The following is a 26,659-nucleotide window of genomic DNA, read 5'->3' on the forward strand; positions in this document are numbered from 1 at the left end:
GAGGCGGGCCAAATGGCGCAAAAAACCTGTCTTTAGTCAGGAAATTGCCTGTTCATCCCGCGCCAAGGTGGCGCATCGTTATCTTCATCCGATATATTGCCCACCTTGCTGATCCTTTGCTGTGGTATTCCCGATGAAATCCGTTCTCTCTATTCAGTCCCACGTGGTCTTTGGTTGTGCCGGCAACAGCGCGGCCGTCTTCCCCATGCGCCGCCTTGGTATGGATGTATGGCCCATCAACACGGTGCAGTTTTCCAACCACACCCAATATGCCCAGGGGTGGCAGGGGATGGCGATGCCGGCAGGCCATATCAGTGCGCTGGTGAAAGGATTGGGCAATATCGAGGTGTTGAGCCAGTGTGACGCCGTGCTGAGCGGCTACCTTGGCTCCGCCGAACAGGGGGACGAGATCCTGACCGTGGTCAACGCCGTCAAGGCGGCCAACCCCGATGCCATCTACTTCTGCGACCCCGTGATGGGGCACCCGGAGAAGGGGTGTATCGTTGCTCCCGGCGTCACCCGTTTCCTGACCGAGCAGGCGCTGCCGGTGGCCGACATGATGGCCCCCAACCTGCTGGAGCTGGAGACCCTCTGTGATACCCATCTGGCTGATCTGGATCAGACCCGCGCGGCTGCCCATCAGCTGCTGGCCCGCGGCGTCAAGCTGGTGCTGGTCAAGCATCTCGGTCGTGCGGCGCAGGACTCCAGCCGCTTCGAGATGCTGCTGGCCACCCCGCAAGGGGATTACCTGATTGCCCGTCCGCTTTATGACTTTGCCCGCCAGCCGGTGGGGGTTGGCGATCTTATCAGCGCCCTGATGCTGGCCAATTTGCTGGCCGGTCACGATGCGGTCAGCGCGTTCGAGCGCACCAACGCCTCGGTGGATGCGGTGCTGCAGGAGACCTGGCGCCAGCAGGCTTACGAGCTGCAACTGATCGCCGCGCAAGATGCGTTTGATTCGCCGAAGGTGGAGGTGCGAGCGGTGATACTGCCCTGATTGCTGCCATGTCTGAAGCAAAAGAGGTGAGCCATTGGCTCACCTCTTTTTTGTTTGTATCGCTCCCGGCTATGGGGTCAGCGGATCAACCCCTGCTCAACCAGCCAGGCAAAAAGCAGACGAGAGACGGGGGAGAGCTCATCGAGGTGAGAGCTATCGAGCCAGCGCAGCTCGGCAATTTCGGCCGAGGCGATTGGGGTGCCGCTCGCTTCGCCGGTGTAGCAGCGCAGTCGCACCTCGACTCCTGCCGGTTTGCCATCGGCCTGGGCGCTGAACTCGCAGGCAAAGCGCAGGGTATCGGGCTGCAGGGTGACAGCCAGCTCCTCCTCAATCTCGCGGATCAGCGCCGCCTCGTCGCTCTCACCCGGTTCCCGCTTGCCGCCGGGGATGTAGTAGATGGCTTTGCCGTGGGAGCGGGCGCAGAGCAGTTGCCGATCTTTAAAGGTGAGCCAGGCGAGTTTGTCGATCATCCGTTTTCTCTCCGATGGGGTTACCGTGATGAGCAGTGGCGCACTCAAGCGCACCGTTGTTTTGCATGCAGGCAGCCTAACAAAGATGAGGTTGAGTCCCAAGGAGAAAGAGGGGAGAGGCAGGAAACGCACTGTTTCCTGCGTGGTGACCAGCGTAGCTGGAAGAGTACGCAATGGCTGTTTCACCACAGCCTTCTCGTCCCTAAAAAAGTGGACTGGCGCACACCACGACAGGGCCGGACTGGGCGAAGGCGGGGCCCTTGTGGTTTAATCTTGCCACTTTAGCGGTAGTGGGCGACGGGCCTGCTACCTTGCGTGGTCAAGATGCAGGTGAGCAAGATGCAGATAGCAGCAGAGAGCAAATTTATCGGACTCGGGGTCGCGGGGAATTTCGCCGGTCATCTGGAGCAGGCGGGTGAAGCGTCGGATTTCGTGGCGGTAGTCGTGCGGGATACCACGGCGCCCAAGGCGCTGTTCCCCTTTTTCGTGCCGGGCCATCCGGGTCAGCTCGGGGTATTCCCGTTGAGCGACAAGGCTATCTTCCTGCCGGAGGCGGCGGTCAGTGGTGACGAGAAGGTGCAGATCGAGCCGGAAGTGGCCCTCTGGTGCGAGCTGGAGTATGCCGGCAAGCAGGTGGTAGCGATCCATCCCCGTGCCTTTGGCGCCTATAACGACTGCTCCATCCGTCGTCCCAATGCCAAGAAGATCAGCGAGAAGAAGAACTGGGGCGAAGAGAGCAAGGGGTTGGCGGCCAATCTGCTGCCGCTTTCCGGTTTTGCCGCCGGTTGCGAGCTCGATGACTATCGCATCGCTTGCTATCTGGAGCGCGATGGCGAGCTGCACGCTTACGGGGTAGACAGCGCCGCCATCGACTACAGCTACTTCCACGGCAAGCTGCTCGACTGGGCCATCGACAAGTTCAATCATCAGCAGGATGAGGGGCCGGCGGAGCACATTCAGGGACTGCTGGCGCAGGCGGGACATCCTCCCCATGCGCTCATCAGTATCGGTGCCACCCGCTATACCCCGTTTGGCGAGACCCACTTCCTCAAACCGGGCGACACCTCCTGCGTGGTGGTCTACCCGGGCAGCCGTTATAGCGAAGCGGATATTCGCGAAGCGATCCGCAGCCGCCACTTTGATGCTGATATGTCGGTGCTGCTGCAAGCGGTACAGGCGCGCTAATCAGGTTGGCTCGCGGGGAGGTCACAGTCATCCTGCGGGCTGCAACAAAGAGTCATTGATGAAGATTGATACTGCAACGCGGGCCGATTATCCGGCCCTGATCGCGCTGTGGGAGGCCTCGGTGCGGGTGTCCCACCACTTCCTGCCCGAGGCCGAGATCCTCGCGCTCAAGCCGCTTATTCTGGAGCACTACTTCGATGCGGTGACACTGCACTGTGCCCGCACAGAAGAGGGGCGTATTGCCGGTTTTTGCGGGCTATGCGATGGCAAGATAGAGATGCTGTTTGTGGCACCGGCGGTGCGCGGCAGTGGCGTGGGGCGTTTGCTGGTGGCACATGCCATCAGCCAGTGCGGCGCGACGCTGGTTGACGTCAACGAGCAGAACGAACAGGCGGTGGGCTTCTATCTGAAGATGGGATTCACCGTGACGGGCCGCTCGCCGCTGGATGGTCAGGGCAAGCCCTATCCGCTGCTACATATGGCGCTGGCGCCGACCTGATCGTGCCTGATGAGGCGCAGTACCCATAAACCAACGGGGGATGGCATCAGCCATCCCCCGTTTTTTGATAGTGTTTGTTACTTGCTGGCGACCTTGTTCACCACCTTGATCAGCTGATAGCGCAGGGAGGGGGCATCGGCTGGTACATCGGTGAGCTGCTCCTTGCTGACTGTGAGCTGATACCGGTAGCCCGGCTCGAACTGGAAACCTTCAATATTCTGGTAGAACAGCGTCCAGGGCTGCTGCTCATCACTGCGAACCTGCATGCACTGCATCGGGCCAACCCCGACGCAATCGACCAGCTGGCTGTTGATATAGAGGGTCTCACCCTGTTGGACCGTGGTGCCCTGACAGGCGGTGAGCAGCAGGACGGCGCTGGCAAGCAGAGGTTTCATAAGGGCTCCTTGAGCTGAAAAGGGCATTAAAGCGGCAAACAAAAAGGCGGTCAATGACCGCCTTTGTAACAAACCATGTTGATTCAGTTCATTAGCGTTGATCAAGCGGCGTGAAGTCCCGTTGCGGGTGGCCCACGTAGAGCTGGCGCGGGCGGCCGATCTTGCTATCCGGATCGGAGTGGAACTCGTTCCAGTGGGCAATCCAGCCGATGGTACGGGAGATGGCGAAGATCACGGTGAACATGTTCATCGGGATACCGATCGCCTTCATGATGATACCGGAGTAGAAGTCCACGTTCGGGTAGAGTTTCTTCTCGATGAAGTAGGGGTCGGAGAGCGCGATGCGCTCCAGCTCCATGGCCACGTCCAGCAGCGGATCCTTGATCTGCAGCTCGGTCAGTACTTCGTGGCAGGTTTCGCGCATCACGGTGGCACGAGGGTCATGGTTCTTGTAGACACGGTGACCGAAGCCCATCAGACGGAACGGATCGTTCTTGTCCTTGGCCTTGGCGATGTACTCGGGGATGCGATCCACCGAGCCTACTTCCTCCAGCATGCGCAGGCAGGCTTCGTTGGCACCACCATGGGCCGGACCCCACAGGGAGGCGATACCTGCGGCGATACAGGCAAACGGGTTGGCACCGGAGGAGCCAGCCAGACGGACGGTTGAGGTAGAGGCATTCTGCTCGTGATCCGCATGGAGGGTAAAGATGCGGTCCATGGCGCGTTCGACCACCGGATTGACCTTGTACTCCTCGGTCGGTACCGCAAACATCATATGCAGGAAGTTGCCTGCATAGGAGAGGGCGTTGCGCGGATGCATGAACGGCTGGCCGATGGAGTACTTGTAACACATGGCCGCCAGGGTCGGCATCTTGGAGATGAGGCGGAAGGCGCAGATCTCGCGGTGCTGTTCGTTGTTGATGTCCAAGGCGTCGTGATAGAAGGCAGAGAGTGCGCCCACCACACCACACATGATGGCCATGGGGTGGGAGTCACGACGGAAGCCGCGGAAGAAGAAGGCAATCTGCTCGTGCACCATGGTATGGCGGGTCACGGTACGCTGGAAATCGGCAAACTGTGCCTTGGTGGGCGCCTCGCCGTAGAGCAGGATATAGCAGACTTCGAGGTAGTTGGACTCTTTGGCCAACTGGGCGATGGGGTAGCCACGGTGCAGCAAGACACCCTGATCCCCGTCAATGTAGGTGATGGCAGATTTGCAAGAACCGGTCGCCATAAAGCCCGGGTCAAAGGTGAAATACCCTTGCCCACCCAGCTTTCTAACATCGACAACATCCGGTCCAACGGTTCCAGAGAGGATCGGCAGTTCAACCGGATCTTTCCCGGGCAGGTGTAGGGTGGCTATCTTATCAGCCATAGCACGTCTCCTTTGCTCTTTATAATTTGGTTCCAGTCCTACTCTATTACGACTTTTATGACGCTGGCAAAGGTTGTTACCCATACCGAGGTGGCTGGAGCGCCCTATTTGAAACAGAGTTCCCTATCAATGTCAATTTTGCTGGGGCGGCATTAAAGGCATTAACGGAATGTTAAATTAAATATGCGATCAAGTTTGCGGTTTTGTGTTTTCTTTGTAGCTGTTTGATTGTCTTCGGTTAAGGCCGTCGATATACTGCGCCACGTGGGTCATGGCTGCTGGTGTTTGAAACGCTTTGGCAAAGCCTGATGTGAAACCAAAAATTCGCGTTTTGGCTTTTTCAGAGTGTTTTGGTAACAAATAGCCAACAATCACCATCCCGTGCCCTCAAGTGTGAGTTAAAACAATAACTAACGTGCTCAATAGAGCTGAGTGGGCAAGCGTGAAAAACAAACAGAGACCGGTCAACCTCGACCTACAAACGATCAGCTTTCCTGTCACTGCCATCGCCTCCATCCTGCACCGTGTTTCAGGGGTTATTACCTTTGTTGCACTGGGCATCTTGCTGTGGATGCTTGGCACTTCACTCGCCTCTCCCGAAGGATTTGAGACCGTGGTGTCCATCATGGACAACTTCCTGGTCAAATTCGTATTGTGGGGGATCCTGACTGCGCTGGCTTACCACATTGTGGGCGGTTTGCGTCATCTGGTCATGGACATGGGCTATTGGGAAGAGCTGGAATCCGGTAATCAGAGTGCCCGTGTGGCCTTCGTGATCACCGCGATCCTGGCTGTATTAGCGGGAGTGCTTGTATGGTAACCAATTCTGCAACTTTCGGGCGCAGCGGCGTTCACGATTACATCCTGATCCGCGCCACCGCCCTCATCATGACCTGCTATGTCCTCTATCTGGTGAGTTTTGTCGCGTTCAACGACATCACCTACGAGGTGTGGACAGGTTTCTTCGCCAATACCTTCACCAAGGTATTCACCCTGTTGGCCCTGCTCTGCGTACTGATCCATGCCTGGATCGGTCTGTGGCAGGTGTTGACCGACTATATCAAGCCGGTAGGGCTGCGCGGGGCGCTGCAATTTGCCCTGGTCGTGGTGCTGTTTGTCTATCTGATGACGGGTTTCGTCGTGCTGTGGGGTGTGTAAGGTGACTATTCCAACTCGTGAATTTGATGCTGTGGTGATTGGTGCCGGTGGTGCCGGTATGCGCGCCGCGCTGCAGATTGCCCAGTCCGGCAAGAGCTGCGCTCTGTTGTCCAAGGTTTTTCCAACCCGTTCTCACACTGTTTCCGCTCAGGGCGGGATCACGGTTGCGCTGGGCAATGCCCACGACGACAACTGGCAGTGGCACATGTATGACACGGTAAAAGGTTCCGATTACATCGGTGATCAGGAAGCCATTGAATACATGTGCAAAACCGGTCCCGAGGCTATCTATGAGCTGGAGAACATGGGCTTGCCCTTCTCCCGTTTCGATAACGGGTCTGTCTACCAGCGTCCGTTTGGTGGTCAGTCCAAGAATTTCGGTGGCGAGCAGGCTGCTCGTACCGCAGCGGCCGCCGACCGTACCGGTCACGCCCTGCTGCACACCCTCTATCAGCAGAACGTCAAGAACAAGACCACCGTCTTCTCCGAGTGGTATGCGCTGGATCTGGTGAAAAACCAGGATGGCCACGTGGTGGGTTGTACCGCCATCGATATGGAGAGCGGTGAAGTCGTCTACTTCAAGGCCAAGGCCACCGTGCTGGCGACTGGCGGTGCCGGTCGTATCTACCAGTCCACCACCAATGCCCACATCAACACAGGTGACGGCGTCGGTATGGCGCTGCGTGCCGGCGTCGGCGTGCAGGACATGGAGATGTGGCAGTTCCACCCGACCGGTATCGCCGGGGCAGGGGTGCTGGTAACCGAAGGCTGCCGTGGTGAAGGCGGCTATCTGCTCAATAAAGATGGCGAGCGCTTCATGGAGCGTTACGCCCCGAACGCCAAGGACTTGGCCGGCCGCGACGTGGTGGCCCGCTCCATCATGATCGAGATCCGTGAAGGCCGTGGCTGCGACGGTCCCTGGGGCCCGCACATCAAGCTCAAGCTGGATCACCTCGGCAAAGAGGTGCTGGAATCCCGTCTGCCGGGGATCTGCGAGCTCTCTCGCACCTTCGCCCACGTGGATCCGGTCAAAGAGCCGATCCCGATCATCCCGACCTGCCACTACATGATGGGTGGCGTGCCGACCAACGTGAATGGCCAGTGCCTGACCCAGGACAAGAACGGCAACGATGTGCCGGTGGTCGGTCTGTTTGCGGTGGGCGAGATTGCCTGCGTCTCGGTGCACGGCGCCAACCGTCTGGGTGGCAACTCCCTGCTGGATCTGGTGGTGTTCGGCCGCGCGGCCGGCATGCATCTGGTCAACACTCTGGGCGAGATGGAACATGGTCGCGATGCCTCTGAGTCGGATCTGGATGCCGCACTGGCCCGCTTCAACCGCTGGGAAAATTGCCGTGACGGGGAAGACCCGGTGCAGATCCGCAAAGACCTGCAGCGCTGCATGCAGAACAACTTCTCCGTGTTCCGCGAAGGGGCTGCGATGGCAGAGGGGCTGGCCGAGCTCAAGGTTATCCGCGAGCGCCTCAAGTCAGCCCGTCTGGATGACACCTCCAAAGAGTTCAACACCCAGCGCATCGAGTGCCTGGAGCTGGACAACCTGATGGAGACGGCGTTTGCCACGGCGGTTGCCGCCAACTTCCGTACCGAGAGTCGCGGTGCTCACTGCCGCTTCGACTTCCCGGATCGCGACGATGAGAACTGGCTGTGCCACAGCCTCTATCATCCGGACACCGAGTCCATGACCCGTCGTGCTGTCAACATGTCACCCAAGACCCGTGAGGCGTTCCCGCCCAAGGTTCGGACTTACTGATTGCGGAGCCAGCCCTATGAACGTCACATTCTCTGTCTACAGATACAATCCGGATGTTGATAACGTCCCCCATATGAAGGATTATCATCTTGATATTCCTGAAGGTTCCGACATGATGGTGCTCGATGCACTGATCCAGTTGAAAGAGCTGGATCCCACGCTCGCCTTCCGCCGCTCCTGCCGCGAAGGGGTTTGTGGATCTGACGGTCTCAACATGAATGGCAAGAACGGTCTTGCCTGCATCACCCCGCTCTCCGATTTGCTGAAGAAGGGCAACAAGGTCGTTATCCGCCCCTTGCCCGGCCTGCCGGTGATCCGTGATCTGGTGATCGACATGACCCAGTTCTACACCCAGTGGGAGAAGGTCAAACCCTTCCTCATCAATGAAGACAAGTTGCCGCCGGTGCGTGAGCACCTGCAATCCCCCGAAGAGCGTGCCAAGCTGGATGGCCTGTACGAGTGTATTCTTTGTGCCTGCTGCTCCACCTCTTGCCCCTCCTTCTGGTGGAACCCCGACAAGTTCATCGGTCCGGCCGGGCTGCTTGCCGGCTACCGCTGGCTGGCTGACAGCCGCGACACCGCGACCACCGAACGGCTGGGTAATCTGGACGACGCCTTCAGCGTGTTCCGCTGCCACGGCATCATGAACTGCGTGAACGTCTGTCCGAAAGGCTTGAACCCGACCAAGGCGATTGGCCAGATCAAGTCGATGTTGCTCAATCGGGCTGTTTAGTATTTGGGCCGGTCCTGTGCTGGCCCGACTTCCGGATAGCCATCCCACCCGTGGCAGGATGGCTGTTTGAACCCTACAAGCTGCGTAGCAGTAACAAGAAGTACAAGGGATAGAAATGCATAACGGCGTGATGAAGGCCTGGTTGGAGTCATCTCACCTGGCTGGTGCGAATGCAAGCTATATCGAGGATTTGTACGAATCCTTCCTGGAAAATCCTGACTCCGTATCCGATGAGTGGCGCAGCCTGTTTAGCGAGCTGCCCCAGGTCAATGGCCATGCGGTCGAACAACCCCACTCCCAGGTCCGCGATTATTTCCGTCGTCTGGCCAAGGATCCCTCTCGCTACAGTGCCCCCGTCTCCGATCCGCAAGTGGATGCCAAGCAGGTGCGGGTATTGCAGTTGATCAATGCCTTCCGTTTCCGTGGTCACCAGAATGCCAATCTGGACCCGCTGGGCCTGTGGCAGCGTGAAACCGTTGCCGAACTGGATCCTGCGTTCCACAACCTGCAGGGCGCAGATATGGAGGCCACCTTCAATGTGGGTTCCTACGCCATCGGTCGCGAGACCATGGTGCTCTCCGACCTCTACGCCTCGTTGAAGAAGACCTATTGCGGCAGCATAGGTGCCGACTACATGCACCTCACCTCCACGGAAGAGAAGCGCTGGCTGCAACAGCGCCTCGAATCCATTGAAGGAAAGGGGAGCTACACCCTCGAAGAGAAGACCCGTTTCCTCGAGAGCCTGACCGCCGCCGAAGGGCTGGAGAAATATCTGGGCGCCAAGTTCCCGGGAGCCAAGCGCTTCTCGCTGGAAGGGGGCGACGCCATGATCCCCATGCTCAAGGAGCTGATCCGTCGCGCCGGTGAGCAGGGCTGCAAAGAGGCCGTTATCGGTATGGCCCACCGCGGCCGCCTCAACGTGCTGATCAACGTGCTGGGCAAGCGCGCTCAGGATCTGTTCGACGAGTTTGCAGGCAAGCATGGCGAATCCTGGGGTACCGGTGATGTGAAGTACCACATGGGCTTCTCCTCCGACTTCGCCACCCCGGGTGGCAACGTCCATCTGGCGCTCGCCTTCAACCCCTCCCACCTCGAGATCGTCAACCCCGTGGTCATCGGCTCGGTCCGTGCCCGCATGGATCGTCGCGGTGACAAGGATGGCTCCAGCGTGTTGCCCATCACAATTCACGGTGACTCGGCCATGGCCGGTCAGGGCGTGGTGGCTGAGACCTTCAACATGTCCCAGACCCGTGCCTATGGCGTGGGCGGGACGGTGCGCATCGTCATCAACAACCAGGTTGGTTTCACCACCTCCTATATCCGTGACCTGCGCTCCACCGAATATTGCACCGACATCGCCAAGGCGGTGCAGGCGCCGGTGCTGCACGTCAACGGGGATGATCCGGAAGCCGTGGTGCTGGTGACCCAGATTGCACTGGATTACCGCAATACCTTCAAACGCGACGTGGTGATCGAGCTGGTCTGCTACCGTCGTCACGGTCACAACGAAGCGGACGAGCCGAGCGCGACCCAGCCGCTGATGTACCAGAAGATCAAGCAGCACCCGACCCCGCGCAAGATCTACGCCGATCAGCTGGTGGCCGAGGGGAGCCTCGCTCAGGAGCGGGCGACCGAACTGGTCAACGAGTATCGCGAAGCGCTGGATCGCGGCGAGCGCGTAAGCAAAGAGTGGCGGCCGATGGAGCTGCACTCCGTCGACTGGACCCCTTATCTGGGCCACGACTGGAACATGGCTTATGAGAGTGCTGTGCCGATGGATCACCTCAAGAGCCTCGGCGAGCGGGTGAGCCAGTATCCGGCGACCCACGTGCTGCAGCGTCAGGTCGAGAAGATTTACGAAGACCGCCGTCTGATGGCCGCTGGCGAGAAGCTGGTGGATTGGGGCTTTGCCGAGACCCTGGCCTACGCCACTCTGGTGGACAAGGGGTCCCGCATCCGCTTTACCGGTGAAGACTCCGGCCGCGGCACCTTCTTCCACCGCCACGCCGTACTCCACAGCCAGACCGATGCCAGCACCTACACCCCGCTGTGCAACCTGCACGACGAGCAGGGCCCGTTCGAGGTGTATGACTCTGTGCTGACCGAGAACGCGGTACTGGCCTTTGAATATGGTTACGCCAGCGCCGAGCCGGCTGGCCTCACCATCTGGGAAGCCCAGTTCGGCGACTTCGCCAACTGTGCTCAGGTGGTTGTGGATCAGTTCCTCTCCTCCGGTGAGCAGAAGTGGGGCCGGATGTGCGGCCTGACCATGCTGCTGCCGCACGGTTACGAAGGGCAGGGCCCGGAGCACTCCTCCGCCCGTCTGGAGCGTTATCTGCAGATGTGCGCTCAGCACAACATGCAGGTGTGCGTGCCCTCAACCCCGGCGCAGGTGTTCCATATGCTGCGTCGTCAGGTGGTACGTCCGATGCGCCGTCCGCTCATCGTGATGACGCCCAAATCCCTGCTGCGCCACCCGTTGGCGGTGAGCAAGCTTGAAGAGCTGGCGGAAGGTACTTTCCAGAACGCCATTGGCGAGATCGATGCGCTGGATCCGAAAGCAGTCAAGCGGGTGGTCTTCTGTTCCGGCAAGGTCTACTACGACCTGCTCGAAGCCCGTCGCAAGGCGGAGCAGAAGGATGTGGCGATCGTGCGTATCGAACAGCTCTACCCCTTCCCGGAAGAGGAAGTGCGCGCCATTCTGGACGATTACAGCCACGTCACCGATTTTGTCTGGTGTCAGGAAGAGCCGCAAAACCAGGGCGCCTGGTACTGCACTCGTCACAACTACGATGACGTGCTGCCGACCGGAGCCACCCTGCGTTATGCCGGTCGCCCCGCGTCAGCCTCGCCGGCCGTCGGTTACATGTCTGTCCACGCCAAGCAGCAAAAAGCCTTGGTGGAAGATGCCCTTACTCTGGCCTAAGCCCTGAACAAGAAGTAACAAGGAACTGATTAGATGACTATCGAGATCAAGGTACCGGATCTGCCGGAATCAGTGGCGGATGCCACCATTGCCACCTGGCACAAGAAGCCGGGTGATCTGGTTGCCCGTGATGAAGTGCTGGTCGACATCGAGACCGACAAGGTGGTGCTGGAAGTACCGGCACCGCAAGCTGGCGTGCTGGGCGACATCCTGCAGGCAGAGGGGGCGACCGTCCTCTCCCGCCAGCTGATTGCCACCATCAAGGCGGCTGCCGTAGCCGGTGAAGAGACCAAGGAGAAGCCGGCCGAAGCGGTGGCCGATGATGGCGCCGATGGCCTGAGTCCCTCGGTGCGTCGTCTGATTGGCGAGCACGACATCGACGTGGCCAAGCTGACCGGCACCGGCAAGGGCGGTCGCATCACCAAGGATGATGTGGAAGCCTACATCAAGGCCCTGAGCAAGCCTGCAGCCGCCGCTCCCGTTGCTGCGGCTCCGGTCGCTCCGGTTGCCGCACTGGCCGGTCGCAGCGAGAAGCGGGTACCGATGACCCGTCTGCGTAAGCGCATCGCCGAGCGTCTGCTGGAAGCGAAAAACACCACCGCCATGCTGACCACCTTCAACGAGGTCAACATGAAGCCCATCATGGATCTGCGCAAGCAGTACGGCGAGATCTTCGAGAAGAAGCACGGCATCAAGCTCGGCTTTATGTCCTTCTACGTGAAGGCGGTGGTGGAGTCCCTCAAGCGCTATCCGGAAGTGAACGCGGCGCTCGATGGTGATGACGTGGTTTATCACAACTACTTCGACGTCAGCATCGCCGTCTCTACCCCCCGTGGTCTGGTGACGCCGGTGCTGCGCGACTGCGACAACATGAGCCTGGCGGACATTGAGAAGGCCATCAAGGATCTGGCGGGCAAGGGCCGTGACGGCAAGCTGACCGTGGATGAACTGACTGGCGGCAACTTCACCATCACCAACGGTGGCGTGTTCGGCTCCCTGATGTCCACCCCGATCATCAACCCGCCCCAGAGCGCCATTCTGGGCATGCACAAGATCCAGGATCGCCCGATGGCCGTTGACGGCAAGGTCGAGATCCTGCCGATGATGTATCTGGCGCTCTCCTACGATCACCGTCTCATCGACGGACGCGAATCGGTAGGCTTCCTGGTCTCCGTCAAGGAGCTGCTGGAAGACCCGACCCGTCTGTTGCTGGACGTCTAAGCCTGTGGCACCCGGGCAAGGGGTTTGCGCCCCGAGCTGAGTGTGCTGTTGGACGTTTGAGTAATACCCGAGCGATTGAAAGATAACGAGGGGCCGCCCAGGCCCCCATTCACAGGGGATTGAGAAACACCAGCCCCGGACGGAAATACCTACAACACGGATAGAGCATCTATGAATCTGCATGAATATCAGGCAAAACAGCTGTTTGCCGAGTATGGCCTGCCGGTCTCCGAAGGTTATGCCTGTGCTACCCCACAAGAAGCGGCCGAAGCGGCCGACAAGATTGGCGGCAATACCTGGGTCGTCAAATGCCAGGTACACGCCGGTGGCCGCGGTAAAGCGGGCGGCGTGAAAGTGGCCAAGAGCAAGGATGAGATCCGTGCTTTTGCCCAAAACTGGCTTGGCAAAAATCTGGTGACCTACCAGACCGACGCCAACGGCCAGCCGGTCACCAAGATCCTGGTGGAATCTTGCACCGACATCGCCAAAGAGCTCTACCTGGGCGCCGTGGTTGACCGTGGTTCGCGCCGCGTGGTCTTCATGGCCTCGACCGAAGGTGGCGTGGACATCGAGAAGATCGCCCACGAAACCCCCCATCTGATCCACAAGGCCACCCTGGACCCGCTGGTTGGCCCGCAGCCCTATCAGGCCCGCGAGCTGGCCTTCAAACTGGGTCTGGTCGGCGATCAGATCAAACAGTTCACCAAGATCTTCATGGGTCTGGGCCAGATGTTCCTGGATTGCGACTTCGCGCTGCTGGAGATCAACCCGCTGGTGATCACCGCGCAGGGCAACCTGCACTGCCTGGATGGCAAGATCAACATCGACGCCAACGCACTGTATCGTCAGCCCAAGCTGCGCGAGATGCACGACCCGTCACAGGATGACCCCCGCGAAGCGCACGCTGCCCAGTGGGAGCTCAACTATGTGGCCCTCGATGGCAACATCGGCTGCATGGTCAACGGCGCGGGTCTGGCCATGGGCACCATGGACATCGTCAACCTGCACGGCGGCAAGCCGGCCAACTTCCTTGACGTCGGCGGCGGCGCCACCAAGGAGCGCGTAACCGAGGCGTTCAAGATCATCCTCTCCGACAGCAACGTCAAAGCGGTGCTGGTCAACATCTTCGGCGGCATCGTGCGCTGCGACATGATCGCGGAAGGCATCATCGGTGCGGTCAAGGAAGTGGGGGTCAAGGTGCCCGTCGTGGTCCGTCTGGAAGGCAACAACGCCGAGCTGGGCGGTATCAAGCTGGCCGAGAGCGGCCTCAACATCATTGCGGCCAAGAGTCTGACCGATGCCGCGCAGCAAGTCGTCAAAGCAGCGGAGGCCAACTGATGAGCGTATTGATCAACAAGGACACCCGAGTCATCTGCCAGGGCTTTACCGGCGGTCAGGGTACTTTCCACTCCGAGCAGGCGCTCTCCTATGGTACCCAGCTGGTGGGCGGCGTCTCCCCGGGCAAGGGCGGCACCACCCATCTGGGCCTGCCGGTGTTCAACACCGTCCGTGACGCGGTCGAAGCGACCGGCGCTACTGCCTCCGTCATCTATGTGCCGGCACCTTTCTGCAAGGACGCGATCCTGGAAGCGATCGACGCGGGCATCAAGCTGATTGTCACCATCACCGAAGGCATCCCGACGCTGGATATGCTGGACGTCAAAGTGAAGCTGCAAGAGACCGGCGTGCGGATGATCGGCCCCAACTGCCCAGGTGTGATCACTCCGGGTGAGTGCAAGATCGGCATCATGCCGGGCCACATTCACAAGCCGGGCAAGGTGGGTATCGTCTCCCGCTCCGGCACCCTGACCTACGAAGCGGTCAAGCAGACCACTGACGAGGGCTTTGGCCAGTCCACCTGCGTCGGTATCGGTGGCGACCCCATCCCGGGTTCCAACTTTATCGACATTCTGGAAATGTTCCAGAACGACCCGCAGACCGAAGCGATCGTGATGATCGGCGAGATCGGCGGCAACGCCGAGGAGGACGCGGCTGCCTATATCAAGGCCCACGTCACCAAGCCGGTGGTCTCCTATATCGCCGGTGTTACTGCCCCTCCCGGCAAGCGGATGGGCCACGCTGGCGCCATCATCTCCGGTGGCAAGGGTACTGCCGCCGAGAAGTTTGCCGCGCTGGAAGATGCTGGCGTGAAAACCGTCCGCTCCTTGGCCGATATCGGCAAGGCCCTGCGCGAAGTGACCGGCTGGTAATTCCAGTTAGCCCGTTATCTCTAATAAAAGTGCCGCCCGATGGGCGGCTTTTTATGCCTAATAATAGGACATCATTATCTATTCTCGCGAATTAAAGAATATGTTTTGCCTTGGGAAAAAGGATATATGGAAATTTCATTGCTTGCAGATCATCCGCATCATATATCGACAATAGTCGGCTGGTATTTCGATGAATGGGCCTATCATGTGCCCGGCGTTACGAAAGAGATGGTACGTAAAAAGGTTGAAGTCACAGCCTTAAATAGAGATATCCCATTTAGCTTGGTGGCGCATGACGATAGAGAACTGGTTGGAACATTGGAGATTAAAATTCAGGAAAATAAAAATCACCCTGAATATGAGTTCTGGATTGGTGGTATCTATGTTTCAGCAGTACACCGCAGAAAAGGTATCGCTAAAAAATTGATGAATGTTGCCAGGAATATGGCTGTTTCCCGTGGTGTTGCGACACTCTACTTGCAGTGTGAAACACATAATGTTGGCTTCTATCGTGAGCAAGGCTTCAACGCAATACATAAATCAACCCACGGTCACTGGGAAACGACCATTATGGTATGGCATGCCATCACATAAATATGCCTATAAATCTGTTTTACGGCTTAACCACATCCTTATTTATTCCGCTTTTGTTGGCGCAATAATGCGCACTTGATATTTGACGTCACAAGTTGAGGCGATGAGGTGCTAACATTTTTATGGCCGCGCTCTCGGTGCTTGGAGGAAACAATGAGGTGGTTTTTTCTGCTGTTTATCATGATGCTTGTTGTGGTTGGCAACGCAGCAATTTTTGATAGTTCTTCATCTACCAAAGTATTGGTGACATTGCGTTTAACCTGATCCCGTTATCTTTGCTTATGTTCTGGTTTGGATTTTATTTTTTCTGATGGAGATAAGCGCGCCCAGTTACTTGTGGTTGGTCATGTGCTGCTTGTCTTTTTTGTCGGCGCTGGATTTTTGCTTATCGGCACCAATATTGTTTTGGCTGACACATGTGAAATAGTGACATTTAGTAGGAGAACGGGTGGTCTTCTCTGGAAATTTGCAAACTATATACAGTTGATGGGGTATTGTCAGGAGCTGGTGGGCATTGCCGTGTTCGGAATTATTATCTCTTGTTCTAACGCTAGACTTTTTTGGGGTTGGTGCTTTCACGTTAATCATTTAAAAAAATAAGGATGTTGTCATTAATCATAAACCTATTTAACGAGACAATGGCTTTCTGTTATCACTTCACATAACTCCCTAACGATGACACTAACGTATTAACTGTTTTTATTAGGGAGTATATTTTCGTATGTCAGGATTCGTGTCGTTCTTCGACCCTAGAGACTTATGATTAGTTTTTACTTGCTACGGATTGTAAGGGTGGAGTGGACTTATTCAGTTGTTTTGCTTTTCTTTTGTCTCTAACCCAAATAACTGAACCATTTGTTTTTTTCATCTCGAAGAGATCGATGGACTGGAATAGATCGCTCAGCTTTCTAAATCCGTAGTTTCGTTGATCAAATGAAGCATGGTTTGAAATGTGGTTGCCAATCTCACCAAGCATAGCCCAGCCATCATCTTCGCCAATAGCATCTATTGCCTGCCGGAGTAAATTGATGAGTTTTGTGTCACCCTTTATGTTTTTACTTTGTTTTTGAATGGGTAGCTCCAGCACTGGCTCGGCATCCAGATATAGAAATCGAGAACAACTATTAACGAATGGTAATGGTGCTTTCCGTTCTCCAAATCCGATGACAAATTTCCCATCAGCAAGTGTTCTGGTAACTAAAGGTGTAAAATCACAATCCGATGATACAAGGCATATTATGTCAATATCCTTTGTATATATTACGTCCATTACATCAATGACTAATGCCATGTCTGTCGCATTTTTACCCTTTGTTAAATCAAATTGTTGTACTGGTTGTATGGCATAGTCGTGTAGGACATCTTCCCATGGTTTAAGATTAGGGTTTTTCCAGTTACCATATGCTTTTCTAATATTTACAACGCCGTATCTAGCTAATTCTGAAAGAACTATGTCTATTTTACCTGCGGGTGCATTATCAGCATCAATAAATACGGCTATTTTTTCTTTATCTTTCATAAAGGCCTCCGTGCTATTTAATTATTTTATGCGCTGTGACTCCATTACAGCACTTAGCCCTCAATGCGAGCAGTAAAACATATCCAGACGCTTGGGGTCATGTAGTATGCCACAAGTATTTTGGACTGCCAGTGTTGAACCTCTCAATATTAGGAGTCTTCTTAAGAAAAAACTCCGCAATAAAAATACCGACCCTTGGGTCGGTATTATCATTCTGTTCGCAGCTGATGACTTGTCTTACTACCAGAGTCCTACTGGTTAAAGATGGTTTGCCCGCGAAAGACGGTCTGGACTACCTGGGTATCGGCGATCTGCTCCGGCTTGCCGGCGGCGACCAGCTGGTAGAGATCCCGATCCAGCACGATAAAGTCGGCCGATTTGCCCGTTTCGATGGAGCCGCTGATGGCCTGCTGGCGCACCGCGCGCGCGCCATTGATGGTGTAGGCCGCCAGCATTTCGTCCAGGGTAATGCGCTGGCTGGCGCGATAGTCATCGCCGCTTTGGGGAGCCTTGATGATCCCGGTCGCCATATTTTCGAAGGGGCGGGGATCCCGGCTGTCGACCGGGGCATCGCTGCCAGCGACCAGTATGGCGCCCGCCTTGCGTGAACTCTCGACTGGGTAGAGGGCGTCGTGCAGATAACCGAGGGGATCGTAGAGGGCATCGCTCAGGGATTGGCCCACCCGGGTCGGCTGAATAAAGGAGGCGACCAGCATGTCGTAGGCCAGTTGGGGGGAGGTCCAGGCATAGGTGAAGGTGAGGTAGAGCCCAAGCTCGCCGAGCCGTTTTTGATCATCGGGATGGACCACCTGCAGGTGGGCCAGGGTGTGAGGAATGCCGCTATCACCGTTGCTGGCGCGGGCGGCGGTGAGGGCATCCAGCGCCGTGCGGGTGGTGCGATCACCGATGCTGTGCATATGGATGCTGAAGCCTGCCTTGTCCAGCGCCCCTATATAGCGGGTGAGGTCGGCCTCCCGGTAGTTGACGATCCCGTTGCTGCCGGACTCCTCGCTGTCGGCTGTGATGGTCACTTCATCGGTAGCCGGGTCTCTGGCCAGATGGGGGGTGTGGTAGTTTGCCAGCATGCCGGCATTGGGCAGGAAGGGGGGGGTTGTGAAGGGATCCCCTTCCAGCACACCGTCGAGGAAGATCTTGACTGCATCGGCCTTGATCAGCGGGTTGTTGGCAAAGGATTCTCTCACTTGGCTGGCCTTGGCAAGATGCCCCTCTATATCGAGTTTGCCCTGATAATCATCATCGCTAAAGCAGGTGGCGGCCGTGACACGCATATGCAGCAGATCCCGTGACTGCATGGTGAGTAGTCGCTGGCGGATAAAGTCGGTGGCGCAGGCATCCTGAATGCTGGTGATACCGCGAGAGGCCATCAGCTCGGCAATGGCGGGCAGGATCTGGTCGTATTGGCTGGCTGCCTGCTCATCGCTGGCGCTCAGCAGGCCGCTATCGGGCACCGGAATGGCGCTGCGGGCCGTGTCACGCACCACTCCGCTGGTCAGGTCGACATAGGGGATAAAGGGCTCGAAGGCCCCGCCGGGGGCCAGCGTAGTTCCATTGAAGCCGATTGTGTTGCCGTCGTTATCTTGCGCCATGGCAAGGGCGCGGGAGTTGTAGGCACTGGCATGGCCATCGACCCCGGCCAGCACCACCGGATTGTCGGGGGCGGCGGCATCGAGGGCTGCCAGCAGGGTGGCATGGCTGGCGGTTGCCGTATTGCCCTCGTAGGGAGACCACTGGTTGACTACCAGCCACTCCCCCGGTTTGGCCGCATAGCGGGGCAGGCATGTGCTGATCTTGGCGGCCAGCTGATCCAGAGTGACGGGTTTGCCATCGAGATCGCACATGTCCAGCGCCACCGTACCGAGCAGATGGATATGGTTGTCATGCAGGCCGGGCAGTACCATTCGGCCTTGCAGATCCACCACTCGGGTGGTGGGGTGCTTGAGCGCTTCGGCCCCCTCCTGGTTGCCCACATAGATAAACTGGCCGTCACTGACCATCATGGCCTCGGCTACCTGACGCTGCCCATCCTGGGTGTGGATCTTGCCGTTGAGATAGAGGGTCGTTGCCCCATTCGTATCATTGGTGTCACTTCGGCAGCCACCGAGCAGGCCTGCGGCCAACAGGAGGGTGATGCCAAATCGGGTTGAGGTCTGTTTGCTATCCATTGCACTGCTCTCCTTGGGTTAAATGCAGTAATTACTGCAGATCTGAGCAGATATGTTTATTGCAGCTATTCTGAAAAAATCCAGTAATTACTGCATTTATTTAACTTTTTGTTTACCTTGTCTCATGGATGTCAATGAGCCACTACCGGTCGTGACCCGGGCAAAGAGGGGACCTCAGTGGTTCGAAGGAGAGAAGATGTCAGAACAACGAGTGCCTGCCGCCCTGCATATGCGGCGTCAGCCCCGGCAGCAGCGCAGTCAGGAGGTGGCGAGTCGCATTGAACAGGCCACCCTGCTGTTGCTGCAGGAGCGAGGTTTTGCCGCCCTCAACACCAATGCCATTGCTGATCGGGCCGGTGTCGGGATCAAATCGCTCTACCACCTCTATCCCAACAAGGAGGCGATCATTTGCCGTCTCGCTATGGGGTGGCTGGCAGCTATCTGTGAGGCGCAAGAGCAGATCCGAACCCAGGCGACCAGTTGGCCGCACGTGCTGGTGCTGCTGGATCTGGCGCTTGAAGAGCTTGATCGTCGCTTTGTCGGCTATGGTGCCTTGTGGCACGCCATGGATCTCATCCCCGAACTGCACGTGGTCGAGCAGGAGCACGAGCGGCGCCAGATTGACTTCTGGTCATCCCTGCTGCGCGACTTTGGCTGCCGCTGGCCGGAGGCCGAGCTCACGAGTCTGGTGCGCTACTTCTATCGCACCGCCGATGTGACCAAGCAGTGCACCCGTGGTGATGGGGAGGCGGGCCAGAGGATGTGGTTGCTGCATCGTCGCTGGAGCGAGCAGCTGATCGCTGCCGCTATTGCCGAGTCCGACCCGGCACGGGTGTGGCAGGCAAGGCCAGCCCTGCTTATGGGCACGGAAGTGCAGGCAAAGGCGGCGCCATAACAGGCGCCGCAAGGTGTGCGGGTCGGCGCTTTGCTTGTTGTAGCCAGACGTGGCTGAACCGTGCAAGAGCGATGTCAGCGCGATTATTTATCCGCCTTGCCCGCCGCATCGGCAAGTTTGGCCAGCTGTTTGTCATACCAGGCCACCGGGCGGTTTTCATCTTCCGCACGCTCCTTGCGCCTGATGGCGTTGCGCACCGCCATGGCGCCCAGCCAGCGGAATGGCTCTGGCGGGAAGTAGCCACGCGGGCCGCTTACCAGAGCGCAGTCGCGCCACGGTTTGTCCGCTTCCCGTACTTCATCGCGCACCAAGGCTGCCAGGATCTGGCCGCCGATCCAGCTTTGCGCCACACCGTTGCCGGAATAGCCGAGGCCATAGACGATATTGGGCTGCCCTCGCCAGTGGCTGAAGAAGGGGAGGCCATCCACCGAGCGGTCGGAGGCGCCGCACCAGCTGGCAGCGATGGGCACCTCTTTATGCGCCGGAAAGAAGCGGCGCAGGGTGCGGGTGAGGGGGACAAGATAACGGCTCGGGGCATCAAACTCGGCCAGATGGCGGTTGGCAAAGGCGAAGGTGTTGCCCCCCTTGCCCAGCATCAGCCGCCCTTGCGGGGTGGAGCGGTAGTAATGGACAAAGGTGCGGCCATCCACCACGCTGCGGCCGTGCTCAAGCTGCTGGGCAGCCAGTGCATCCGGTGCGGGATCGGTTATCACCATATCGGAGGAGACCAGCACGATACTGCGGCGAAACTCGCGAAAGTGCTGCACCATGGCGCTGTTGAGGGCCAGCACCACCTTGCTGGCACGCACCTCACCCTGCGGTGTCTGTACCCGTGCAGGCTGACCCGCCTCAAGGCGCTGCATGGGGGAGTGCTCATAGACCTCGACCCCCAATTCCCGCGCCACCCGCAGCAGGCCGCGCACCAGCAGTGCCGGTTGCACCGAACCGGCATGAGGGCTGTAGAGCCCCTCCAGATGAACGTGGGAGCCGCTCTGGCTCGCCAGTTTATCCTCTTCAATCACTTGCCACTGGTTAAGGTCGGCTCGCTGTAGCTCCCGTAATACCGGCTCCATCAGGCCGCGCTGCGCCTCGCTGGTGGCGGTGTAGCAGGTGCCCTCGACCCTCAGCTCTGCCTCTATGTTGTGCGTTTCGCAGAAGCGGGCGATCTCGTGCACCGCCTGCTCGGATCTTTGTACCAGCCAGGCGGCCTGCTGCTCGCCAAAGAGGCGCTTTAACGTCAGGTATTTGGCCGACCAGGTGAGCAAACAGCCGCCGTTGCGCCCGGAGGCGCCGCTGCCGCAGCGATCTTTCTCCAGCACTATGACGTGCAGGTGGGGCTCGGCCTGTTTAAGGGCGATGGCGCTCCACAGCCCGGTAAAGCCGCCGCCGACGATGCAGACATCGGCCTCGTGGTTGCCGACTAGGGGCGTGGGCGGCGCGGGTTGTTCGGCGGCGAGCGCTTCGGCCAGCCAGAAGGGGAGAGTGGACATGATGACTCCTCGATAAGGTTATTGGTGGCGCCAGCGCTGGGTGCGATCCAGCAGGGCGCGGCTCAAAAAGAGCTGGAGCAGCTTGACGGTAGCGGCGGCCAGCAGGATCAGGGTGGCCATGGCGGCGGCCGCGGCGGTATTGCCGGAATCCTCCATGTTCAGCACGGCGATGGAGGCGAGCACGCTGTCGCTCGAATAGAGGAAGATCACCGCCGAGGTGGTGGTCATGGCATTGACGAACAGATAGATAAAGATTTCCAAGAGCGCTGGCAGGGAGGCGGGCAGGGTGACTCGCCAGAACGCCTTCCAGAGTGGAATGCGCAATGAGATGGCCACCAGCTCCAGCTCCTTGGGCAGCTGCTTGAGGCTGGTCAGCGCCGTCATATGACCCACGGTGTAGTAGTGGATGACGCAGGAGAGCACCATCAGCGGCAGAGTGCCATAGAGGCTGCCAAAGAGTGGATTGCCGTTGAAAAAGAAGATGTAACCCAGCCCCAGCACCATGCCGGGTACCGCCAGCGACAGCATGGCGAGCAGATGCAGCAGCTGGCGCAGCGGCGCGAAGTGGCGTCCCTTCTCCTGCGCCCAGGCCAGCACCATCACCAGCACGGTGCCGATCAGCGCGGTATAGAGGCCCAGCTGCAAGGTGTTGGTAAAGGGCTGCCAGCCATAGACGCTGTTGCTGTCAAAGGCGTAGTGATCGAGCGTCAGCCCAAGGTTGTAGGGCCAGAACTGCACCAAGGATCCGTAAACGGCCATCCCCACCAGCGCCAGAAACAGCAGGGCCCAGAGGGTACACCAGCCGAGCGCCAGCAGATCCCGCAGCCGATGGGGTTTGGGCTGATAGGGCACCGCCTTGGTGCTGCTCTGCTCCTGCATCTTGCTGCGCACTCTGTGCTCCAGGGCAAAGCTCAACAGTGCCGGCAGCAGCAGGGTGACGCTGGCAACGGCGCCCAGCGAGAAGTTCTGCATCCCGATCACCTGCCGGTAGATATCGGTGGCCAGCACGCTGTACTGGCCGCCAATCACCTTGGCCACCCCGAAGTCGCAGATGGTGAGGGTGAAGACGGCGATGGCGGCGCTGAGCAGGCCATAACGGGCGTTAGGCAGGGTGACGGTGACAAAGGTGCGCCAGCCGCTGCTGCCCAGCACCCGGGAGGCTTCATAGAGGCGGGCATCGCTCTGACCGAGCGCAGTGATAAGGATCATCAGGGCGTGGGGGAAGCACCAGAAGCCCAGACCAATGACGATACCGATGGGGCCGTAGATGCTCTCGCCGCCGAGCAGCCCCTTGGCGATCCCCTGATTGCCAAACCAGTAGACCAGACTGATGGCGGGCAACAGGGAGGGCATCAATAACGGGATAAGGCCGATGAGGCGAAACAGGGGCTTGCCCGGCATGCAGGTGCGGGTGAGGGCATAGGCGTAGCCAAAGGCGATAGTCACTACCAGCGCGGTGATCAGCACCCCGAGCCAGAGGGTGTTGCCAATGGTGCGCCCCAGATGAGGGGAGTCGAAGTAGGCGCTGAAGTTGGCAAGGCCCACCCAGAGGCCGTTCTCATCCTGCAGGCTCTTTTGCAGCATGGTGAGCAGCGGCAGCAGCAGACCGCCGCTGAGCAGGGCGATGCCGAGCACCAGCAGGATCAGTTGCAGCAGCTGATCCCGGCTCCAGCCGCGACAGAGCCGCTGCCAGCGAGAGTCTTGGCGGGCTGTCGCTGGCGGCAACAGGGAGGAGGTCGCGAAGGGGGCTGTCATGGGCGATCTCCTTCAAACAGCTGCATCGCTCCGGCGGGCCAGTGCAGCGAGCAGCGCATGCCGCTGCGCCAGCCACCCTGTTCGTGGCGGGGCAGCTCGTGGGTCGGGCGCTCCACCAGGATCTGCTGCGGGCCCAGATAGGTGTCGGCGGTGCAGATAAGGCGCTGGGCGGCGCCGAGAAACTCCACCTGATCGATCTGCGCGTCGATGCCGTGCTGCCCAAGAGACAGCTCGCTCGGCGCACTCAGGGTGATCGCCTCGGGGCGGATCGCCACCTGCAATTTGCTGCCGGCCGCGGCCCGGTTGGCAAGTTGCAGCGGCTGCTCGTTAAGGCGCACCTGAGTGGGGCTCAGCACCAGGGTCTCGAGGAAGTTCATGGTGCCGACAAAGCTTGCCACGAAACGGCTGGCAGGCTGGTGGTAGATCTCCTGCGGGGTGCCCACCTGCACGATGCGGCCGCCCTCCATCACCACGATGCGATCGGCCATGGTCAGCGCCTCTTCCTGATCGTGGGTCACCATGATGGTGGTGATGCCAAGGCGCTGCTGCAGGGCGCGGATCTCGCTGCGAAGATGGGTGCGCACCAGCGCATCCAGTGCGCTGAGCGGTTCGTCCAGCAACAACAGACCGGGGGAAAGGGCGAGCGCCCGGGCCAGCGCCACCCGCTGCTGCTGGCCGCCGGAGATTTGGCTCGGGTATTTGTGGGACTGGGCCGTGAGATCCACCAGCCCCAGCCAGTGATCGACCCGCTCCTTGATGAGATCCCGCGCCAACCCCTGATTCTCAAGGCCGAAGGCGATGTTCTGCGCCACCGTCAGGTTGGGGAAGAGGGCGTAGGACTGAAACACGATGCCAAAATCGCGCTGCTGGGGCGGCAGCTGGGAGATATTGCGTCCCCCTTGCCAGATCTCGCCGCTGTCCGGCAGATCCAAGCCGGCGATGGCTCTGAGCAGGGTGGTCTTGCCGCAGCCGGAGGGGCCGAGAAAGCAGATAAACTCCCCTGGCTCAATGGTCAGAGAGATCCCTTTAAGGGCCTGAAAAGCACCGAACTGCTTGTTGAGATGTTGAATGTCCAGATAGGGCTGGGTCATGGTTCGACTCGCTACTGATTTGGTATATACCAGTTTGCGGGTGAAGTGTGACGGTCAGGTGATCGGGGGATGACAGCTTGATGACAGTCAAATGACATCGGGTCGCCAGCAAGTAGTTGGGCACTGTGCGAATGGACTAAGCATCGCTAATTGAAGGCAATACAAACTTGGGAAGTTAAAACCAAAAAGCGAAGGCCAACAGCTGTTGGCCTTCGACTGGCAGTTTATTGGCGGTGGTGTGTCTGGCGTGAACAAACCGCCGCCCTTCACGCTTACTGTTTGGCTTCGGTCTTGCCGTCGAAGCTGGCGCTCCACTGGGCCAGGATGGCGTTGCGCTCGCGGGCTGCCCAGCTAAAGTCGTTGTCGATCATCTGGCCTTTGATATCCGCCGGATAGCCCGCTCTCGGTTGGGCTACATCGGGAATGGCGACCACGGCGAACGACTTGTTGTAGAGGGCGTTGGCCTGTTCGGTGGCGGCAAAGTCGAGCAGCTGTTTGGCGGCTTCCAGCTTGGGAGTGCCCTTGATGATGGCGGCGGCTTCCATATCCCAGCCCGAACCCTCTTTCGGGAACACCACCTCGATGGGGGCACCCTTGGCCTTGAGGCTGGTAGCCGGGAAGTCGAAGGAGATACCGATCACCGTCTCGCCGCTGGCGGCCAGCTTGCAGGGGGCTGAGCCCGAGTGGGTGTAACGGTCGATATTCTGATGCAGGCCGTTCATGAATTGCCAGCCCTGCTGCTCGCCCATGGTCTGCAGCCAGCCCACAACGCTCAGGTAACCGGTACCGGAGGAGCTGGGGTTGGGCATGATCACCTTGCCCTTGTAGATGGGCTTGGTGAGGTCGGCCCAGCTGGTGGGGGCCGGGATCCCCTGTTTTTCTGCCTCTACCTTGTTGAAGCAGATGGCGCTGAAGAAGGCGTCCAGACCGATCCAGTGCGGCTCGGCCTTGCTGTCGCGAAAGCGGCTGTCGAGCTTATCCAGTCCTTTCGGTGCATAGGCATTGAGCATCTGCTGCTGATCGAGCTGCATCAGGCTGGTGGCGGCCAGTCCCCACACCACATCCGCTTTGGGCTGGGCTTTTTCTGCCAGCAAGCGGGCGGTGACCACGCCGGTGGAGTCACGCACCCACTTGATGTTGATGTCCGGATGCTGGCGCTCGAACGCGGTTTTCAGCTCGTTGAGCTGCTCCGGTTCGAAGGCGGTGTAGACGGTGAGATCGGTCGCGGCCAGTGCCGGGGCGGTCATGGCAGCCAGCACGGCGGTGGCCAGCAGATGGGTTCCCTGTTTCATCCTCTTCTCCATATAAGTTGGCTTGGTATAAACCAGATTGGTCGAGAGAGGCTAGGGGATCTTTATGACGTGACCGTGACAGCCCCGTGACGTTTTCCCGTGTGCGATTTGCCGTTCCTGATCTGCCCGTGACTAATCCTGGGTATCCACCTCGATCTCCAGACTGTCGTGGCGCCAGTACTCCAGATCGAAGTCGAGCACCCGGCCGTGCTGATCGAAGTTGAGCCGCTCGAGGCGCAGGGCGGGCAGACCGGCGGTGGCCCCCAGCGCCTTGGCCACTTCGTCCGGCAGGGCGGTGGGGAAGAAGCGCACCTGCATGCGGGCATAGTGGAGATCGTAATGGGCCTGGTAGATCTCGGTCAGACTGCCGTTGAGATCCAGCTCCAGCAGGCCGGGCACCCGCTCTGGCAGGCAGTGGTTCTCGCAGTAGCAGATGGCGCGTCCGTTGGCGTAGCGCAGCCGTTTTAGCAGAAACAGGCTGTCGAACGGCTTGAGCTGCAGCTGCACCATCAACGCGGGCGGTACCGCCTGGCGGCTTTTTTCCAGCAGCTCGGTGCGCGGCTCACCCCCTTGCTCCCGCACTATCTGGTGAAAGTTGGAGGTGCGTCTGGGGTTCAAGCGAAAGCGCGGCGGGGTGACAAACCAGCCGCGGCGATCCTCCCGATAGATAAGGCCGTTTGCCTCCAGCTGAACCAGTGCCTCGCGGATGGTAACCCGGGTGGTGCCATAGAGTTCCCCCAGCAGCCGCTCGGAGGGGAGCTTGTCGTTGGGGGCCAGACCCCCCGCCAGGATCTGGTTGGCGAGGGCATCCTTGATCTGCAGATATTGCGGTTTGCTCATGAAAATCCCTGGTTTTGCAATAAGTTGCGCAATGAGTTGGGCAATGGGCTGGGCACAGGG

General features: G+C 58.8%; 25 protein-coding genes. 14 read left to right on the forward strand and 11 right to left on the reverse strand.

The features are described from left to right. The first annotated feature begins 133 nt into the window (after positions 1-133). A complete protein-coding gene (pdxY, locus tag G5229_RS13270; RefSeq protein WP_216953460.1) occupies positions 134-997 on the forward strand; it encodes a pyridoxal kinase PdxY in 864 nt (287 codons plus the stop codon). A gap of 77 nt (positions 998-1,074) precedes the next feature. Here the strand turns inward: pdxY and G5229_RS13275 are convergent, their stop codons facing one another. Next, positions 1,075-1,467, reverse strand: coding sequence for an NUDIX hydrolase (locus tag G5229_RS13275; protein ID WP_216953461.1), 393 nt, complete (start codon positions 1,465-1,467; stop codon positions 1,075-1,077). A gap of 339 nt (positions 1,468-1,806) precedes the next feature. Between G5229_RS13275 and G5229_RS13280 the strand changes: the two genes are divergently transcribed. After that, positions 1,807-2,652, forward strand: coding sequence for a DUF5718 family protein (locus G5229_RS13280; protein WP_216953462.1), 846 nt, complete (start codon positions 1,807-1,809; stop codon positions 2,650-2,652). A gap of 58 nt (positions 2,653-2,710) precedes the next feature. Next, positions 2,711-3,151: an acetyltransferase gene (locus tag G5229_RS13285; RefSeq protein WP_421209265.1), complete on the forward strand. Its 441-nt coding sequence runs from the start codon at positions 2,711-2,713 to the stop codon at positions 3,149-3,151. Positions 3,152-3,228: 77 nt separating this feature from the next. Here the strand turns inward: G5229_RS13285 and G5229_RS13290 are convergent, their stop codons facing one another. From G5229_RS13290 to G5229_RS13300, 3 genes are all read right to left on the reverse strand, one after another. After that, on the reverse strand, positions 3,229-3,546 hold the full coding sequence (locus G5229_RS13290; RefSeq protein WP_216953464.1) for a DUF4377 domain-containing protein: 318 nt from the start codon (positions 3,544-3,546) through the stop codon (positions 3,229-3,231). 91 nt (positions 3,547-3,637) lie between these two features. Then, the gene (locus tag G5229_RS13295; protein ID WP_005346116.1) at positions 3,638-4,924 is read right to left on the reverse strand and encodes a citrate synthase; all 1,287 of its coding nucleotides are present in this window, start codon (positions 4,922-4,924) and stop codon (positions 3,638-3,640) included. Positions 4,925-5,113: 189 nt separating this feature from the next. Beyond that, positions 5,114-5,302 carry a hypothetical protein gene (locus G5229_RS13300; protein WP_216953465.1) on the reverse strand — a complete coding sequence of 63 codons (189 nt, stop codon included), beginning with the start codon at positions 5,300-5,302 and terminating at the stop codon, positions 5,114-5,116. Positions 5,303-5,366: 64 nt separating this feature from the next. Between G5229_RS13300 and sdhC the strand changes: the two genes are divergently transcribed. From sdhC to G5229_RS13350, 10 genes are all read left to right on the forward strand, one after another. After that, positions 5,367-5,744 carry a succinate dehydrogenase cytochrome b556 subunit gene (gene sdhC, locus G5229_RS13305; RefSeq protein ID WP_005346101.1) on the forward strand — a complete coding sequence of 126 codons (378 nt, stop codon included), beginning with the start codon at positions 5,367-5,369 and terminating at the stop codon, positions 5,742-5,744. Then, a complete protein-coding gene (gene sdhD, locus G5229_RS13310; RefSeq protein ID WP_216953466.1) occupies positions 5,738-6,082 on the forward strand; it encodes a succinate dehydrogenase, hydrophobic membrane anchor protein in 345 nt (114 codons plus the stop codon). Before sdhC ends, sdhD begins: the two co-directional genes overlap by 7 nt. A gap of 1 nt (position 6,083) precedes the next feature. Beyond that, positions 6,084-7,850, forward strand: coding sequence for a succinate dehydrogenase flavoprotein subunit (sdhA, locus tag G5229_RS13315; protein ID WP_013723668.1), 1,767 nt, complete (start codon positions 6,084-6,086; stop codon positions 7,848-7,850). Between the two features lie 16 nt (positions 7,851-7,866). Further along, a complete protein-coding gene (locus tag G5229_RS13320) occupies positions 7,867-8,583 on the forward strand; it encodes a succinate dehydrogenase iron-sulfur subunit (protein ID WP_421209266.1) in 717 nt (238 codons plus the stop codon). Positions 8,584-8,698: 115 nt separating this feature from the next. Next, positions 8,699-11,509, forward strand: coding sequence for a 2-oxoglutarate dehydrogenase E1 component (gene sucA, locus G5229_RS13325; RefSeq protein ID WP_335819352.1), 2,811 nt, complete (start codon positions 8,699-8,701; stop codon positions 11,507-11,509). Positions 11,510-11,542: 33 nt separating this feature from the next. Next, on the forward strand, positions 11,543-12,730 hold the full coding sequence (gene odhB, locus G5229_RS13330; RefSeq protein WP_041210302.1) for a 2-oxoglutarate dehydrogenase complex dihydrolipoyllysine-residue succinyltransferase: 1,188 nt from the start codon (positions 11,543-11,545) through the stop codon (positions 12,728-12,730). A 171-nt stretch (positions 12,731-12,901) separates the two neighbouring features. After that, the gene (sucC, locus tag G5229_RS13335) at positions 12,902-14,068 is read left to right on the forward strand and encodes an ADP-forming succinate--CoA ligase subunit beta (RefSeq protein ID WP_005346090.1); all 1,167 of its coding nucleotides are present in this window, start codon (positions 12,902-12,904) and stop codon (positions 14,066-14,068) included. Then, positions 14,068-14,940, forward strand: coding sequence for a succinate--CoA ligase subunit alpha (gene sucD, locus G5229_RS13340; protein WP_005333542.1), 873 nt, complete (start codon positions 14,068-14,070; stop codon positions 14,938-14,940). The genes sucC and sucD overlap by 1 nt, the downstream gene beginning before the upstream one ends. Before the next feature lie 126 nt (positions 14,941-15,066). After that, positions 15,067-15,534: a GNAT family N-acetyltransferase gene (locus G5229_RS13345; protein ID WP_421209267.1), complete on the forward strand. Its 468-nt coding sequence runs from the start codon at positions 15,067-15,069 to the stop codon at positions 15,532-15,534. A gap of 291 nt (positions 15,535-15,825) precedes the next feature. Continuing rightward, positions 15,826-16,134 carry a hypothetical protein gene (locus tag G5229_RS13350; RefSeq protein WP_421209268.1) on the forward strand — a complete coding sequence of 103 codons (309 nt, stop codon included), beginning with the start codon at positions 15,826-15,828 and terminating at the stop codon, positions 16,132-16,134. Between the two features lie 163 nt (positions 16,135-16,297). On the opposite strand, the gene G5229_RS13355 is transcribed toward G5229_RS13350, so the two are convergent. Further along, positions 16,298-17,053 (reverse strand): NYN domain-containing protein, encoded by a 756-nt coding sequence (locus G5229_RS13355; protein ID WP_216953471.1) that lies wholly within the window; start codon positions 17,051-17,053, stop codon positions 16,298-16,300. Positions 17,054-17,304: 251 nt separating this feature from the next. Beyond that, complete coding sequence (locus G5229_RS13360) at positions 17,305-19,236, reverse strand: amidohydrolase (RefSeq protein WP_421209269.1); 1,932 nt, start codon at positions 19,234-19,236, stop codon at positions 17,305-17,307. Between the two features lie 196 nt (positions 19,237-19,432). Between G5229_RS13360 and G5229_RS13365 the strand changes: the two genes are divergently transcribed. Then, complete coding sequence (locus tag G5229_RS13365; RefSeq protein WP_266134848.1) at positions 19,433-20,131, forward strand: TetR/AcrR family transcriptional regulator; 699 nt, start codon at positions 19,433-19,435, stop codon at positions 20,129-20,131. Positions 20,132-20,214: 83 nt separating this feature from the next. Here G5229_RS13365 and G5229_RS13370 read toward each other — a convergent pair whose 3' ends face one another. The 5 genes from G5229_RS13370 to phnR form a co-directional block, all read right to left on the reverse strand. Continuing rightward, positions 20,215-21,621, reverse strand: coding sequence for an FAD-dependent oxidoreductase (locus G5229_RS13370; protein ID WP_421209270.1), 1,407 nt, complete (start codon positions 21,619-21,621; stop codon positions 20,215-20,217). A gap of 18 nt (positions 21,622-21,639) precedes the next feature. Then, a complete protein-coding gene (locus G5229_RS13375; RefSeq protein WP_421173123.1) occupies positions 21,640-23,376 on the reverse strand; it encodes a putative 2-aminoethylphosphonate ABC transporter permease subunit in 1,737 nt (578 codons plus the stop codon). Beyond that, a complete protein-coding gene (locus G5229_RS13380; RefSeq protein WP_421209271.1) occupies positions 23,373-24,467 on the reverse strand; it encodes a putative 2-aminoethylphosphonate ABC transporter ATP-binding protein in 1,095 nt (364 codons plus the stop codon). The genes G5229_RS13375 and G5229_RS13380 overlap by 4 nt, the downstream gene beginning before the upstream one ends. 272 nt (positions 24,468-24,739) lie before the next feature. After that, the gene (locus G5229_RS13385; protein WP_421209272.1) at positions 24,740-25,759 is read right to left on the reverse strand and encodes a putative 2-aminoethylphosphonate ABC transporter substrate-binding protein; all 1,020 of its coding nucleotides are present in this window, start codon (positions 25,757-25,759) and stop codon (positions 24,740-24,742) included. Positions 25,760-25,891: 132 nt separating this feature from the next. Continuing rightward, positions 25,892-26,599 (reverse strand): phosphonate utilization transcriptional regulator PhnR, encoded by a 708-nt coding sequence (gene phnR, locus G5229_RS13390; protein ID WP_179214383.1) that lies wholly within the window; start codon positions 26,597-26,599, stop codon positions 25,892-25,894. Between the last annotated feature and the right edge of the window lie 60 nt (positions 26,600-26,659).

The organism is Aeromonas sp. 602396, assembly GCF_049173735.1.
In the GTDB taxonomy this organism is placed as follows: Bacteria; Pseudomonadota; Gammaproteobacteria; order Enterobacterales; family Aeromonadaceae; genus Aeromonas; species Aeromonas veronii_A.